This window comes from Spirosoma arcticum (genome assembly GCF_054779955.1).
Map to the genome: position 1 here is coordinate 49,508 of NZ_BAAGXG010000028.1, position 14,755 is coordinate 64,262.

Annotated in this window: 12 protein-coding genes; 8 read left to right on the top strand and 4 right to left on the bottom strand. The window is 49.0% G+C overall.

Going from position 1 to position 14,755, the window contains the following annotated elements; all coding sequences use genetic code 11:
• Nucleotides 1-60 precede the first annotated feature (60 nt).
• Complete coding sequence (locus tag ACYVHB_RS31095) at nucleotides 61-3,858, top strand: putative Ig domain-containing protein (RefSeq protein WP_461055938.1); 3,798 nt, start codon at nucleotides 61-63, stop codon at nucleotides 3,856-3,858.
• Between the two features lie 837 nt (nucleotides 3,859-4,695).
• The gene (locus ACYVHB_RS31100) at nucleotides 4,696-5,058 is read left to right on the top strand and encodes a DUF4406 domain-containing protein (protein WP_461055939.1); all 363 of its coding nucleotides are present in this window, start codon (nucleotides 4,696-4,698) and stop codon (nucleotides 5,056-5,058) included.
• A 679-nt stretch (nucleotides 5,059-5,737) separates the two neighbouring features.
• Here the strand turns inward: ACYVHB_RS31100 and ACYVHB_RS31105 are convergent.
• The 3 genes from ACYVHB_RS31105 to ACYVHB_RS31115 all read right to left on the bottom strand — a co-directional run bounded on the left by ACYVHB_RS31105 (nucleotide 5,738) and on the right by ACYVHB_RS31115 (nucleotide 7,290).
• Nucleotides 5,738-6,010, bottom strand: a complete 273-nt coding sequence (locus ACYVHB_RS31105; protein ID WP_461055940.1) for a helix-turn-helix domain-containing protein — start codon at nucleotides 6,008-6,010, stop codon at nucleotides 5,738-5,740.
• Nucleotides 6,011-6,022: 12 nt separating this feature from the next.
• The gene (locus ACYVHB_RS31110; protein WP_461055941.1) at nucleotides 6,023-6,523 is read right to left on the bottom strand and encodes a hypothetical protein; all 501 of its coding nucleotides are present in this window, start codon (nucleotides 6,521-6,523) and stop codon (nucleotides 6,023-6,025) included.
• Between the two features lie 161 nt (nucleotides 6,524-6,684).
• Nucleotides 6,685-7,290 (bottom strand): recombinase family protein, encoded by a 606-nt coding sequence (locus ACYVHB_RS31115; RefSeq protein WP_461055942.1) that lies wholly within the window; start codon nucleotides 7,288-7,290, stop codon nucleotides 6,685-6,687.
• Between the two features lie 604 nt (nucleotides 7,291-7,894).
• Here ACYVHB_RS31115 and ACYVHB_RS31120 point away from each other — a divergent pair.
• From ACYVHB_RS31120 to ACYVHB_RS31140, 5 genes are all read left to right on the top strand, one after another.
• On the top strand, nucleotides 7,895-8,305 hold the full coding sequence (locus ACYVHB_RS31120) for an antitoxin Xre/MbcA/ParS toxin-binding domain-containing protein (protein ID WP_461055943.1): 411 nt from the start codon (nucleotides 7,895-7,897) through the stop codon (nucleotides 8,303-8,305).
• 29 nt (nucleotides 8,306-8,334) lie between these two features.
• Entirely contained in the window at nucleotides 8,335-8,808 is a 474-nt protein-coding gene (locus tag ACYVHB_RS31125) for an RES family NAD+ phosphorylase (RefSeq protein WP_461055944.1), read from the top strand.
• 291 nt (nucleotides 8,809-9,099) lie between these two features.
• Entirely contained in the window at nucleotides 9,100-9,453 is a 354-nt protein-coding gene (locus tag ACYVHB_RS31130; RefSeq protein ID WP_461055945.1) for an alpha/beta hydrolase-fold protein, read from the top strand.
• Complete coding sequence (locus tag ACYVHB_RS31135; RefSeq protein WP_461055946.1) at nucleotides 9,450-10,376, top strand: alpha/beta hydrolase-fold protein; 927 nt, start codon at nucleotides 9,450-9,452, stop codon at nucleotides 10,374-10,376. The genes ACYVHB_RS31130 and ACYVHB_RS31135 overlap by 4 nt, the downstream gene beginning before the upstream one ends.
• A 362-nt stretch (nucleotides 10,377-10,738) precedes the next feature.
• Nucleotides 10,739-11,260, top strand: a complete 522-nt coding sequence (locus ACYVHB_RS31140; protein WP_461055947.1) for a DinB family protein — start codon at nucleotides 10,739-10,741, stop codon at nucleotides 11,258-11,260.
• Between the two features lie 560 nt (nucleotides 11,261-11,820).
• Here ACYVHB_RS31140 and ACYVHB_RS31145 read toward each other — a convergent pair.
• Nucleotides 11,821-12,066, bottom strand: a complete 246-nt coding sequence (locus ACYVHB_RS31145) for a hypothetical protein (RefSeq protein WP_461055948.1) — start codon at nucleotides 12,064-12,066, stop codon at nucleotides 11,821-11,823.
• Between the two features lie 629 nt (nucleotides 12,067-12,695).
• Between ACYVHB_RS31145 and ACYVHB_RS31150 the strand changes: the two genes are divergently transcribed.
• Nucleotides 12,696-13,406 carry a hypothetical protein gene (locus tag ACYVHB_RS31150; RefSeq protein ID WP_461055949.1) on the top strand — a complete coding sequence of 237 codons (711 nt, stop codon included), beginning with the start codon at nucleotides 12,696-12,698 and terminating at the stop codon, nucleotides 13,404-13,406.
• The last annotated feature ends 1,349 nt before the right edge of the window (nucleotides 13,407-14,755 follow it).

Genomic DNA, 14,755 nt, shown 5'->3' on the forward strand with positions numbered 1-14,755 from the left:
CTTTTATCCCCGTAAGCACTATTGTAACGCATTCATTATCACTCAATCACCACGAAAACCATGACTATTCAACCGCTCCTCCAGATGAACAAGCGAAACGTATGCCGAACTGCTACCGTACTTTGTGGCCTGCTGGCCCTTATCAGTCATACCCGGCCAGTGTCCGTTGCCGGACACTGGCCCACCGACAATCTGATGGGAGCCGCGCTGGGCCTGTTGAGCGCCATTTTCGGTACCCAGTGGGCTGAATACCAGAAACGGCAGGACGCCACGTCGGTTCAGCCGGGCACCCCGACTTGGCTGCGTCGGTTGCTCTTCAGCGGCCTGTTACTACTGATGATAACAGGTACCAATGCCCAAACCACCTGGACGCGCCGGTATCAGACACCGAGCTACATACTGTTCGATGTGGCTTACGGAGCCGGTAGATATGTAACGGTCGGCAATAATGGCCTTATCCAGATTTCGGGTGATGGGGTCACCTGGACGACGCAGGTTGCCGCTTCTCAATCAGCCGGGGCCTTAATCCGTGTTGTTTATGCAAACGGCCAGTTCGTGGCAGTAGGAAGCTCCGGCCACGTCAGTACATCGCCTGATGGTCTGACGTGGTCGAGCCAGGTGTCGGGTACGACTAAGTCCTTGAGCGGGCTGGCTTACGGGGGCGGGCGGTTTATTGCCGTTGGGGATAATGGCGTTGCGATTACCTCGACGGATGGCATCACCTGGACCCCCCTGACCACCGGCACCAGCGTTGAGTTGAACGATATTACCTACGGGAGCGGGACGTTTACGATTGTTGGCGACGGAGGGCTAATCCGAACGACTCCCAACGGCATCATCTGGACAGCGAGAGCATCGGGTACTGTCGTCTCGCTGAAAGGCGTTACGGCCGGGGCTAACGGACAAGTTGTGGCCGTTGGCGATAATAACACCGTAATCCGTTCACCTGACGGGATCGTTTGGACAGCGCAGGTCGTAGCGGGCACCCCGCTGCCTCTATCGGCTGTATCTTACGATCCGGTACAAAGTCTTTACGTGGCCGTAACGGAAAGCTCTTTTGGCTCTCATCAACTGTTCAGGTCGCCGGACGGGATAAACTGGTCACCGTGGTCATCTGGAACCAGTTCGGACTTGTACGGGGTTCGGTACGTCAACGGTCGGTTCATCGCGGTGGGACTGCTTGGTCTCGTCCTCTCGTCGCTGAACGGCATCAACTGGCACCCCCTGACAATAGGTTACTACACCCAGTTTAACGCAGCGGCTTACGGCAACGGGCACTACGTAGCCGTGGGCAAATACCCGATTAATCTCCAGCCCGCCATTGGCAGCGTTGCCGCGACCTCGACCGACGGCATTAACTACACACTGGGTACGACCGAGCACGTTGCCGGTGCCGGGGAAGGCTTCAACGATGTAGTTTGGGGCAATGGCCAGTTTGTGGCCGTTGGGGGTGAGGCCATCATTCAAACCTCTGTAGATGGCAAAGCCTGGACCCTGCGTTATTCGACCATGGGGGCCTCGCTTTATGGCGTTGCTTGCGGGGCCGGGCAGTATGTGGCCGTGGGTGCGGGATTTGGCGGGAATGTTGTTCGCTCGACCAACGGTACCACCTGGACCAAGGGTACCACCGGACCTAATACGTTTTACTACGGCATCACCCATGCCAATGGACAGTTTGTAGCCGTGGGCTTCAACGGAGCCATTGCCACCTCGCCGGAAGGAATCGACTGGACGGCCCACTCCTCCGGCACCGGTAATCTGCTCACAAGTGTCGCCTACGGAAACGGCACGTATGTAGCGGTGGGCGTTGGCGGTACCGTAGTCAAGTCAGTCAATAGTATCATTTGGTCGGTTGTGCCCTCGTTCACGGGTTCGGATATCAACCGGGTTACGTTTGGTAACGGCCAGTTCGTGACCGTTGGTGAGGATGGCGAACTTTTCACCTCTCCCGACGGCACCGTCTGGACGGCCCGGCTATCGAAGAGTGACGGCAACACGCTTAATGGCGTCATGCATGGCAACGGCCTGTTCGTGGCCGTTGGGGCTGATGCCACGTTTGTTACCTCACCCGATGATGTGGTCGTGCCGCCGGTCAATCAGGTTCCCGCTATTACGGTCAATCCTACCACGCTTTCGGGGTTCACTACAGATCATGACACGCCCTCCTCGGCTCAACAATTCACGCTGGATGCGTCTGGATTTCCCCCATCAGCGGCATTTACGGCGTATGCTCCCGCCGGGTACGAACTCTCTTTTGATGGTATACTTTACGGTACCAATCTTAGTATAGCCGTCAATAACAGCGGTACCCGGAATGTCAACATTTACGTGCGCTTAAGAGCTTTGCAAGCTTTGGGAGCACATACCGGCGACATAACCTTTGACTCGAAGCTACCCAATCAACCCATTTTGACCACGGTGAGCCTCAGCGGCACGGTGAGCGTCAATCCAGTGGCTCCGGTGGCACCCGCGCTGCCTAACCAAACCGCCACCGTGGGTAGCTTCTTCAGCTTCGTAGTGCCTGCCTTCACCGGCACGGCTCCCATTACTTACCAGGCCAGCGGCTTACCCGCCGGCCTGAGCTTTGACGCGGCTACCCGCACTATCAACGGAACGCCAACCACGGTTCAGGCACCCACCGTCACCATTACCGCCGTCAACGCTGCAGGACAAAGCACGGGTCAGTTTTCCATCACCGTCAGTGCGCCCCCCCCCGTCAATCCGGGGGCCTTTGCCATCACGGGGGTAACCTTAGTAAGTTGCCAGGCTGTCTCGGCTACCCAGCGTCAGCTCGTCTTCACGCCCCAGTACACGGGAACTAATGGGCAACCCATCAGCTTTGAGGTCGTTAACGAAATGGTGCCCACCACCAACGCGGGACCCTATACCCTGGGCATGTACATCGACAACCCCACCATCACGCTCAAAGCCACCCAGAGTGGAACGCCGGGCCAGACCTCGTTTGCCTACAACTGGCTGGCGGCTTGCACTGGCGGAGTACCATCGAGCAATCAGCCACCGGTGGCCCCCGTTATTGCCAATGCCAGTGCTACGGTGGGTCAGGTCTATTCGCAAACTATCCTCCCCTTCACCGACCCCGAAGGACAGCCCTTGACGTACACTGTCATTGGTTTGCCCCCCGGTCTACTGGTCACCGGTGGAGGTAACATCAGTGGTCCGCCTTCTACAGCCGGGGTATACATCATTACCGTGACGGCCACTGACCCGGGCGGCCTGAGCGCGAGCGCCACCTATACGCTGACCATCAACCCGGCTGGGAGTAACCCAAATGCTTTTGCTATCACGGGGGTAACCTTAGTAAGTTGCCAGGCTGTCTCGGCTACCCAGCGCCAGCTTGTCTTCACACCCCAGTATGGGGGGAGCAATGGCCAGCCCATCAGCTTTGAGGTCGTCAACGAGATGGTGCCCACCACCAACGCGGGGCCCTATACCCTGGGTATGTATATCGACAACCCCACCATCACGCTCAAGGCTACTCAAAGTGGAACACCGGGCGAAGCCTCGTTTGCTTACACCTGGTTAACAGCCTGCCAGAACCAAGGTGCCCGAATTGGGGTAAGCCCTTTGGGAGAAAGACAGACCGCCCTGGAGGTACGGGTGCTGGGTAACCCGGTGGAGAACGGGGCGGCGCTGGTTGAGGTTCGGGGTGCAGGTGGCCAGCCCATACAGATGGAGTTGACCGATCTGCGGGGGCGGGTCATCGGATCGCACCAGGTGGGGCAGGCGGAGTCGGTCGAGCAGCACAGCTTTGAGATTGGTCATCAATCGGCGGGCCTGTATCTGCTGCGGGTCAACACGCCCACCCAAATGCAAACTGTAAAGGTGCTCAAGCGGTAATTAATTCATAGTGAGCATCGGTCCGTTCCAAAACCCTTTCGACGCTGGATACGGAGGGGTTTTGGTAAACTTGATTCTTAATCGGCCACCAACAGAGCCGTTGCGCCACGAGCTGAAAACGACTCGTAGTCAACCACATACGAATCACCGGTTGAATCACGTCAGTCATAGAAAAATTTTTGCTGACGGGCTTGGCCAACGCCACCTTTGGTATGCCAATACACTAATAATTGCTGATAAGCCGACGTAACGGTGTTTGTTCCACCTTTTTCTAAACCAGAATTTTCATGAATCCTTAACCGCCTTTGTAGACGCTTCCTGAGCTGCTCTCGGAGCCGGTATATTCGGCTACTTAATTGGACTCTGGCGCTCCGACAGGCTGCTGAACGAGATGGGGTCTATTTCACCATCCTGACGTTTGGCATTTTCTCGGTGGTATCGGTACAAAAAAGCGGGAAAGACCGCGTAGAGGGGTTGCCCGTAACCGATATCTGTAACACGATCTGCTGGTTTGCCATCACCATTCACGTTGCCTGGAACTCCACTGAAACAGGAATTTTCGGGGCATGCATAGCGGCAAATGCGGTGGACGAGGCTTTATCAACAACGAAGATGGAGGGGGTCGACTAGCTCAGCGGCAGAAAATACGGACCGCAGGTTTCCATCCTGTCAACTCTGTTCTGTTTAGCAGCCACCGTTGTTCTGCTGCTATTAGGTTACCGGCACAATAAACGGCTACTGCCTCCTACCCGCCGTAACTTATTTTACGGCGACGAAAATGGTTCAATAACGAAAAACTGATCGATTTATTCATTCACCTGTTAACGCATAGCTACCATGATGATACTTGTAGCCGGGCCATATCGCTCCGGTACCAAAGACAACCCGGCTTTAATAGCTGAAAACCTTCATCGGCTCGAAGCCGTAACCTTATCCTTGTTTCGGGCAGGCCACCTGCCCATGATCGGCGAGTGGGTAGCCCTCCCGCTCTGGCATCTGGCGGGTGGTCAAACGCCAGGCGACGCAGCGTGGCAGGAAATCTTGTATCCTGTCGCACACCATCTCCTGGATCGGTGCGATGCCCTATTACGGCTCCCCGGCGAGTCTAAAGGAGCCGACGAAGACGTTCGACTGGCTACCGAGCGCGGCCTGCCGGTGTACCATCGGCTGGGTGATGTGCCGGGGCTATCACAACCCTAAAATTTTGCCGGCGAGACTATTATAATCCACACGCTCAGGGCAAATCGCTATAGGCTTATCAATGAGTGTGCCAGCGGCCTGAACCTGCCCAAGGCGGTCAAAAAGATCACCGGCAATCGCTATTTTCGGTCCGTAACGGCGACAAATTAGCGGAGCAGGAGCAGTGATGTTGACTAACAAACTTGTTCAGTTGTGAATAGCATTTAGTCACTCCCCATTCACAATCGAACGTAACTGATTGTAGTTGACAGATACTGAATTTTTGCAACGCGGTTTAAAACTGGAGTAGGACGTTTTTATAAACGCTATTTAGGGCGGATCATGAGTATGGGTTATACTCAGCAATACAGTCTCAATTGGTAATTTTATTAGTCTTAAAGATGATATCAGCCTAGAGAGAGGCTTAAGGTAGCTATTTTCTCTACCGGACGGACACTCTCCTGTAGAGGTAGAGCTAGGACGATACGAGGACGATACACCTGGCTGGAATCGGAGGTTTAATTGGACGGTAACAGGGGAGGAGGTAGGTCACCGAAAACAGGCCTTTTGGCGTTCAATAAAACCGTTCACTTTAATAGTATAGCGTATTTTGTAAGATTTAGGTTTTTCTGGCCATCGGAGACTACAGATTACTGCTAATACCTTGGTTTACAGAGTAACAAACGGATAATGAATGTCGTCAAGCCATAGCTCGTGGTTTCGGCACGGTTAAAATGTCTTCTCCTAGCGCTTCCTCAATCCGGATGATCGTTTTCAGCTCTAAGTTGTGGGTACCACTGACCCATTTGCTGATTTCAGATTCTGACTTGTGTAAAGCAACCGCCAGGTCTTTCTGGCTCATACCCTTTTGCTCAAGAATAGCGTGAATACGATCCGCTACATCGAGCATCTTGTTGACTAAGCGCCGGGTTTGGTCGGGAGTCCGGCTGGCAATTCGGTCGAATGCGTCCATAATTTCTGTTTGTTAAGCTAATAGTTCAAGTCGGTCTATATCTACGATCTGTTTACCATCCAGTAGCAGATCTCCCGATTGGGTCAGCTCAGTGAGTTGCTGAGCAATTTTGTTGGCAAATCGAAAATGAATCAGTAGTTCAGGACTATTCTGTACAGTCTGACTCACTTTTAGTCCGCCGTTCGCTAAGATGACAACCTGGTCGGATAGCCGAATGCAATACAGGCGAAACAGGCAATAATCGTTGCCTAACTCCGCCATGATGCGAGCAGGAGGAGGTAGAGCGGATGCCGCATTTTCAAATCGAAAGTACCGGGCCTTCGCTCCTCGTCGCTGGCCGATCTCCTGTATCCAGGCTACCAACAAATTCAAATCACGGGCTAACGACTCATCTTGTTCATAGCGAGTAAAAAAACGATCGGTCTCCGATTGTTCTCTTCCCTCCACCTGTAGGGTATAGTAAGCTACCCGTTCAAACGTTTTAAAAAGCCGAATGGTTACAAAATTATTCACTTTTAAGTTAAGTATTAATCAACGAAGGTAGTTTTCATCCGTGACTAAACCTAAGGATTCACGCTGTTAAAAGCACTTGCTGAGAGGGGTTTGTCCAAGTCTTATTGATCCTTCACTGAAGTTCATTTGATGAATGTCCAACAGAATCCATCTACAATTTTCTACGTTGTGGTAACTGTGGTTTCAACTGAAGCGCCAATTTCGACCCCGCGTAAACGGAGATACTTATACAGGGTGGTTTTGGAGATGTGTAACTCGCGGGCGATTTGTTCAACCGGGTACTTGGCCTCTTTGTAGAGACTTTCACCAAGGCGGGCTTTCTGCTCACCGGTTTTGGATAACCCTTTACGACGGCCTAAGAGTTGACCTCGTCGACGGGCGGAGGCCAAGCCGGCCAAAGTCCGTTCCCGAATTACTTCCCTTTCAAACTCAGCCAGACTGGCAAAAATGCGAAAAACGAGCCGACCTTGAGCCGTAGTGGTGTCAATCGGGTCGTTCAAACTGACTAAGCCAATGTGTTGTTGCTCCAACTTAGTCACTATCTCGATCAAGTGATTCAGGGAACGGCCCAGTCGATCCAGCTTCCAAATCATCAAGGTGTCCCCCTCCCGGATGATTTCGAGTAGCCTGGTCAATTCAGGCCGTTCGGTTTCAGACCCACTGGCTTTCTCCTGAAAGATCTTCGAGCAGCCTGCTGCATTAAGAGCATCAAGCTGAAGCGCCAGGTTTTGATCTTGTGTAGAGACGCGGGCGTAACCTAACTTCATGATATAGTAGTATCTATCTCACGTATTTGACGTGAGTGTGAGAAATCTATTTTCGATCTATGAAGCAGGTTGTTGGTCTTGAAGGTACATAATTATCAGGTTGTAAGGCTAACAAAAAGAATGATACCATTAACCTCTTCAGAAAGGGGGTATCGCCTTTAAACGACTGATTTAATCGTTCAGTCATCATTCACATCTGAAACCGTTCACGTAAAGGTTGCTTTTTTTGAACGATTACTATGAAAAGTACAAAATATTGGAAAGGGAATAAAAAAATGTATTTAGTTCAACTCTACGGGTAAAGTACCATTTTCAAGGCCGATTTTGATTAACTGTTGGCCCCTAGTTAGCAACTCTGTTCACCAGTTGACGGACGTCTATAGGTATTCGAATTCAGAAAAGCAAAATGCCCTTTTGGGCATGTAACGAGTGTCAAACGATAAGGGGGTTTTATGGGACGATTACTTTTAAAAGCTATCAACCATTATTCGTAGCATACGGCCCAACTGTCTCAGAATTGCTTAGTCAAGATCCCTACGCCATCAAAGGGGAACTTGCAATTGTCAACTGATTGTTGTATAATTGTCAACTGATAACTGCAGCTATGAAAACCAATCAGCACTTAGCCCCCCACCTAATGGGACTGCGAGCCAAACGACCTGTTCAAATTAAACCCAACGGACTGGATGCACGGCTTAACCAGTTAGCTCAACAACTCGGCGTTACCCTGAAAGAATTAGCTCCTCTGTTGCAGCTCTCGGAAAGTACCCTACACCGATTACGGCACCAAACTGCTTTGAGCGGACCCACGGCCGAACGGGTAGAGTTACTCCAGCAAGTTGTCCAGCATGGCCTTCGGGTGTACGCTGACGATGAGGAGGCCTTGCGGGACTGGCTGCGCTATCCACTAGGGGAGTTAGATGGTCGTACACCGTTACAAACGCTAACGACCATTGCCGGTTTCACCCAAGTCAATGATGTGTTAGGCCGGATTGAGCACGGCATCTTCTACTAACACTCTCCTCGAATTACCCACCTGATTACATGTTGGTTTACCGTTTACTACAGGCCGCTTATCGTCATGAGCCCCTGTCTGGACAAGGAGCTTCCTTGTATGGCGGCCGTTGGAACCCCAAGGGGCTATCGCTGCTGTACACCACTGAATCCCCAGCCTTAAGTTTGCTGGAAGTGATGGTGCATCTTAATCCTAAACACATACCTCAGTATTACTTAGTCACCATTGAGGTGCCGGACTCGATACGTTCTTTTCAAGAGCAGGACCTGCCTGCTGATTGGCGCGCCACTGGTAGTGGCCCCCTGTCCTCTCAAACCTTTCTAGTGGATTGGCTGCAAAGGCCGGACCGCTTAGTCGTCCAGGTGCCTAGTTCGGTGGTACCCATCATGGCCAACTACTTGATCAACCCCCGCCACGAACTGTTTTCCCGTTGTCAAGTCGTCAGGTCGGAAGTATTCGAGATTGATGAGCGGCTGTATGATCCTTCGCGACGCGGACACTAGTTAGGTGAAGACCAACCAATTACCATGCATGATTATGAACGTTTCTCTGTCTCAAGGAGGGGCGTTCAGTGAGACGAATAATCCATGAGCAATTAGTTTACCGCTTTTCGTACTTTAGCTAAACGTTAGCTTTAGCTTTAGCTGGTTATACAACCCGTCTATGAATAGGGCTAACGTACTGTAATATAAACGGTTGTAGTTGCCCCTTATCGTCCTTCCAATGGGTCTTTGTTCTTTTATGCGTTGTCTTGTGTCCCTTTACGCCATCAATCATCCGCTTCCCTGAACTCAATGAAAAAATGGTTTCTACTGACCCTGTCTGTCCTCTTACCCCTGCTAACACGATCCCAATCAACTACCCAAATTGTCATCGGTCAGATTGACAGCCTGGCCTCAAAAATTCTCCAGGAGAAGCGTAAACTATGGGTGCATGTCCCAGACAGTTATCGACAGGAAGCATCATCCAAACGACGGTATCCGGTCGTCTATCTGCTGGATGGCGATAACCACTTTCCCTCGGTGGTGGGCATGATCCACCAACTAAGCACCGTCAATGGCAATACGATTTGCCCCGAGATGATCGTGGTGGGTATTCTTACTACCAACCGGCTGCGGGATCTGACCCCCACACCGGGGGCGGCATGATTCCATCGGCTGCCGACAGTTCAAGACTCAAGAACTCGGGCGGAGGGGAGCAATTCACCGCCTTCATCGAACGCGAACTAATGCCTCACATTGACTCTTTGTATCCCACTGAGCCCTACAACGTGTTCATCGGCCATTCGCTGGGTGGGCTGCTGGTCATCAACACGCTCATTCATCACCCCAACCTGTTCAACGCCTACGTGGCCATCGACCCGAGTATGTGGTGGGCGAATCAACAACTGCTCCATACCGCTCAGCAGGTCATTGCCAGCCAGCAGTATGCGGGCAAAACCCTGTTTGTCGGTATCGCCAATACGATGGAGTCGACGATGGATACCTTGCGGGTACAGGCCGATACGAGTGGCTCGACCAAACACATTCGCTCCATCTTAGCCCTGGATCGTTTACTGAAGGCCAATGGACAAACCGGCTTACGCTACCAGGGGAAATACTACGGCTTCGATGACCATAGCTCGGTGCCACTCATCACCGAATATGACGCGCTGCATTTCATTTTTGCTGCCTACCGATTAAAGCTGACCGACCCAGACTATGAGGAAGACAATACCGGGTTAGCCGATAAACTGACAGCCCATTTTAGGGCCGCCACCCGGCAGTTGGGCTATGAAGTGAAGCCCCCGGAAAGTCTGGTCAATGAACTGGGTACTTACATGGTATCCCAGCAGAAGTTTAAAAAAGCCGAAAGTCTGTTCAAACTCAATGTGGCCAATTACCCCGCCAGTTTCAACGCCTATGACTCGTATGGCGATTACTTGGTGGCCCAAAAAGACACCCTCGGTGCCATCGCCAATTACCAGAAAGCGCTTTCGCTGAAAGAGGCATCAGCAACGCGAAAAAAATTAGTGGCTTTACAAACCCAGAGTAGTACTCGCTCATCCCCCGCCGATAAGCCGAAAAAATAACCGGCTACTTAGCGATAGAATCAGTTATGTCAACGCGGTTATATAAGTGGGGCGGCCGTCAGACCCGTATACAAGTGTTTACATGGACGCCCCATTTGAGAAGTAGATACGTGGTTCCTTCTTTGTTTCACTTTGAGGAGCGTTTTTATAAGACACTTACTTCTTTAACGGTCAAGTGGCCCGCAGCGACTTGACCGTCGCCATCGCGGTTCAGTGAGTCGCATACGCAACCAAGTTGAACTGAGCAAATGGCAACAGTAAGTCAGCAGTGTAAGTAGTAGGCAAAAAAATTGGGTTAGCAAACAGTAGGAATAATAGCCTATTATTCCTATAGTACATGAAAGCACAACTAAATGTCAATTATGAAAAAATCAGACATTACTGAATTCCCAGAGTATTTTGATTACTATATTAACTTAAACCAGAATATAGAACTTGCCGAGGCTTTCGACAAAAGTTTGAAACAGATTGATGATATGGACATTCAACAACTGCAACGGATCGGTCTGAAGGTTTATGCAGATGGGAAATGGTCTACTAATAAAATAATACAACATCTGACTGATTGGGAACGTATTTGGTGCTATCGTACCCTAGTTTTTGCTCGCAATGAAGGATCAATTCCTGATGGGAACGATGATAAGGCGATGGCCGATAATTCAAACGCTGATGAGTTGCCGATTGAACAACTAATGGCTGAACTTCGTGCCGTGCGTTTAGCCACAAAAGCCATGTTTGACACATTCAATCACCAAATATTAGTTACAAATTGTAAATTTTACAAATACCAAATGTCTGTTTTGGCCATGGGTTTCAATATCATTGGGCATCAACTTCATCATTTTACTATCATTAAAGAACGATATAGTCATCTCGATAAATAGAATCTATTTTGTGGGAGTAAACCGACCCAACCATTCGGCGGGCTTGATTGAGCTCGGTCAGCTACCTAACTGCTACCACAACCTACCCCTGGTGAGGTGTGCTAAAGCTGGATTGGGAGACCACCGTGTTGAGACTGCCTGCCGTGTACGGAGTGAATGATAAGCAGCGATTTGTGAGACGACGGTATAATCCGGTGAATGGTAAATACCTGATACATTTAATAATCTCAAATTACCATCTCACTAATCTAAGTATCATTTTGACGGCAATAGATGAGTTTGTAAAACAATGGGGTAAGTATTCGCCTCGTTAGCAACTATATTATCGACAATGAAACAGTTTTAAAAGTAATCTACCGGAAATATACAATTTTGAAAAACTCTAAATGCTTTTTGCACTATTAACTTAATCACCTAATAGTGCAAAAAGCTATAAGCTTGATTTCGTCCAGCAAATCGCTTTGATAAGTGGACATCTATTTTAGAAGACTTTCCTATGCAATCCCTAGCATACGAACCTAAACCGTTCACCTATACCTGCATTAATCGTACAGGTTTTTCTACTTGTAGCTGCCGTTTACCAGCAGATCACCGTCTTCAGTGACCGAGTAGCTTTCAACATTCTCGTATTCTTTTACTTCACATCTTTCCACTGACTCAAGGTTGTACTTTTGCTTAAACATGTCTTCGGCCTGCTGCCGGGTTTGATTCACAAAAACGGCCACGTATTGATACGGCTCTTTCTGATACACAATCAGGATGACAGGACTCGGGCTGGGTAAATAGGACGCAATTTGATTTTGCATGGCTGGATCTAGAGTTAAGTTGGTCAGTCAGAAAACTACCAATTAGTAACCGTTGTTTGATGTGCCCACGTAGGACTCTGTGCTTTAATACAACGCTAGATTCAGCGCCCTAGGTTTGCTATTGGCATGATCCGGGCGAGACCGGCGCTATGACCCGCCATCAAGTTGGGTATCCAAATCCAGGGATTCAGCTGGACGATCGGCCAGTGCCGCCACCTCCTGGAGCGGCACTAAGCATCAGGGCCGCTTGCCCATCTGCCCAAAGTCAAAACTTAATAACTTAACCAGTCATGGCTACGTGTGCCACCAGTAGAAGCGCATCGCGGTTAATGAATTGATTGGTCAGCTTACCCAGCGCCTCAGGCCCCGAGTGATATTGGGGAGAATGAGCATCCGTTTGGTGTTGAACAAACCCGGTGTTATGTTTAACTAATCGACTAATCTACCACAGGGGTGGTTTATGAAACAACACGAATAAGTGTAACCAGAACTTTATTTCGCTTAATGCTAATTTCTTACCCACCAGTTACGCCTATATGAGCAAAAATGAGCTAATTCAAACTTGGGCATGGAGAAGCTAAGTTAAGTTCAATGGTCCATTTGCCTGGAAACCGTTAACCCTTCCCTTTATGAATGACAATACGCTTGCTGAATTAGAACAGCTCATCCAACTCCGTAGAGCGGGCTCACTATCGGCAACTGAATTTGAAAAGCGAATGGCCAATCAGCTAAATTTAGCTCAAAGCCAACCCGTTATCGATCGCGCTGACTCCCTTCTTTCAATTACCCCGCCCCCTAAATGGAGCTATCTAAAAACATTTTGGCTTGAAACGCTTCGAACGGCCTTACTAACCGGGGTGGGCCTTTTGGCAACGTCTTTACTGCTAAATCCGATTCAAGGGGCAATAACGAAACAAGCTAATGCGGCTGAATCGCAGGCTAGCGCAGCTGTGTCGGAGCGGGATAAGGACATCCGAATCAGGCTGGTTGATCAATTTTTGGAAAAGAGCTATATCTACACAGCCGTTATGAATGAGGCTCAAACGTATCCATCTTACAAAAAAAGGTATGGAGGCTCCGTTGACGAGGGCTATGGCGATATGAAGAACCGCCTCCGGCTCTATTATTCCACCCATAAAGCGATCATGGATAGTTTGGCGAAAAGTGATGAGTTGGCTAAGCAACTTTTTAAGTCAATAGAGGCAGGCTTACCAAAGCGTAGCTGGGCGGCTAATCGAGATCAGTTAAAACGATTGAACAACCAGATTGCGGTGAGCTGTCTGCAAGCGGTCGGGGTTCAGATTGAGCAACCAAACATTAATGGCAAATCGATTAGGTAAGCGGTTATTGCACGAAGGTTCACGATCAACTCTCAAGATAGTGAGAGAACAAAGCTGATTACCTAACATAGTGGCACTTATACAACACAAAAAATGAGATCCACCTTCGCAGTCTTTGCGGTCACAACCTTCGTTCTAGCTCTGTCTTTGTTTCGAGATTTTAACTTTGAAACTCTACAATTTAAAAGGCCATTGCTAGACCCTTTATATGCAGTAGCACTCATTGGCGCAATCTTCTTTCTGATAAGAGACGTAAAGAAAACAGGCCATCCCAACAAATAGATTTCTCTAAAAAGTACAATGCCTGATCACTAATTAAAGTAGTCAGGCATTGTACTTTTTAGAGACTCGTTTTATAACTACTTTTATGTCAAGAGAATAAAATTTGAAACCGTCTGTTCGTCGCCAAGATGGTAACAGACGAGTAGTGGAACAGATCACTTTTTTTCTGTTTGCTTGCCTATTACATACTGCAACAAAATCAAAGCTCCAATAGAAGCGGTGGTGCCTACTGAGCCGAATTCGACAGCAAGACCGTAGTAAAATCTCTGAACTAAATAGTAGACCAGTCTCCCCACTAAGAGTATAAGCACTATGTTACGAAGCCAAACAAGGTATTTTATTTTCATGATTTTTACCAATATTTAATTTATCCTGTTGTATAAGTGCCGTGGCTGTTGCAAAAGTCGAAACTCACTTTTCATGGCTCCCTAAATAAGCCATTCTTTGGCATTCAGTAACCAGAAATTGGCTGACTAACCAGACACTTTGTCCTCATTCCACCCTTTTGCAACAGCCACTACGGATATGTTAATAGACTAAAAAAAGAAATCTAAAAAAAGTGATAAAAGAGGCAAATAAATAAAGTACAACTATCTGTCTCTACTAGCCATCAACGCTACTTTTTTAACTGGTTGATTGGGAGGACATACTCGTTTAAAACCATGCTCCTCTCGAAATTTATCCTGTTCAGCTTCACTCATCGTTTTAAGTGCCCCTTCGCTTACTCCTTGGAAAAACTCTTCTATTTTACCCGCTGGCTGGAAAGTCATTAATAATCGGCCATCACCCGAGCCTACTTTGGCAAAACAATGCGGTACGTTTCGCGGATAACGAATTTCTTTTTATCGGATGCTTTCATGATACCGTCTTGAATTGATCGGTCAGCAGGCCGACAACTAATTGGCCTGATTTTGTCATTTCGATAAGCAAAGATAACGGCGAGTATACTGGTAGCTACTTAGCAGGAAGCTCTGTAGCCATTGTGAACAAATAGTAAAGCCTTACTATAAAGTGAACAAAGCCCTTGAACGCAATGTCCTTCTTTGGTACAGTAAAATCACCTTCCA

What these genes read in the sequence shown, in the direction of transcription:
- ACYVHB_RS31150 (WP_461055949.1), top strand. Translation starts at nt 12,696, where the DNA reads ATGAATGACAATACGCTTGCTGAATTAGAACAGCTCATCCAACTCCGT.
- ACYVHB_RS31120 (WP_461055943.1), top strand. Translation starts at nt 7,895, where the DNA reads ATGAAAACCAATCAGCACTTAGCCCCCCACCTAATGGGACTGCGAGCC.
- ACYVHB_RS31105 (WP_461055940.1), bottom strand. Translation starts at nt 6,010, where the DNA reads ATGGACGCATTCGACCGAATTGCCAGCCGGACTCCCGACCAAACCCGG.
- ACYVHB_RS31145 (WP_461055948.1), bottom strand. Translation starts at nt 12,066, where the DNA reads ATGCAAAATCAAATTGCGTCCTATTTACCCAGCCCGAGTCCTGTCATC.
- ACYVHB_RS31100 (WP_461055939.1), top strand. Translation starts at nt 4,696, where the DNA reads ATGATGATACTTGTAGCCGGGCCATATCGCTCCGGTACCAAAGACAAC.
- ACYVHB_RS31140 (WP_461055947.1), top strand. Translation starts at nt 10,739, where the DNA reads ATGAAAAAATCAGACATTACTGAATTCCCAGAGTATTTTGATTACTAT.
- ACYVHB_RS31135 (WP_461055946.1), top strand. Translation starts at nt 9,450, where the DNA reads ATGATTCCATCGGCTGCCGACAGTTCAAGACTCAAGAACTCGGGCGGA.
- ACYVHB_RS31125 (WP_461055944.1), top strand. Translation starts at nt 8,335, where the DNA reads ATGTTGGTTTACCGTTTACTACAGGCCGCTTATCGTCATGAGCCCCTG.
- ACYVHB_RS31115 (WP_461055942.1), bottom strand. Translation starts at nt 7,290, where the DNA reads ATGAAGTTAGGTTACGCCCGCGTCTCTACACAAGATCAAAACCTGGCG.
- ACYVHB_RS31095 (WP_461055938.1), top strand. Translation starts at nt 61, where the DNA reads ATGACTATTCAACCGCTCCTCCAGATGAACAAGCGAAACGTATGCCGA.
- ACYVHB_RS31130 (WP_461055945.1), top strand. Translation starts at nt 9,100, where the DNA reads ATGAAAAAATGGTTTCTACTGACCCTGTCTGTCCTCTTACCCCTGCTA.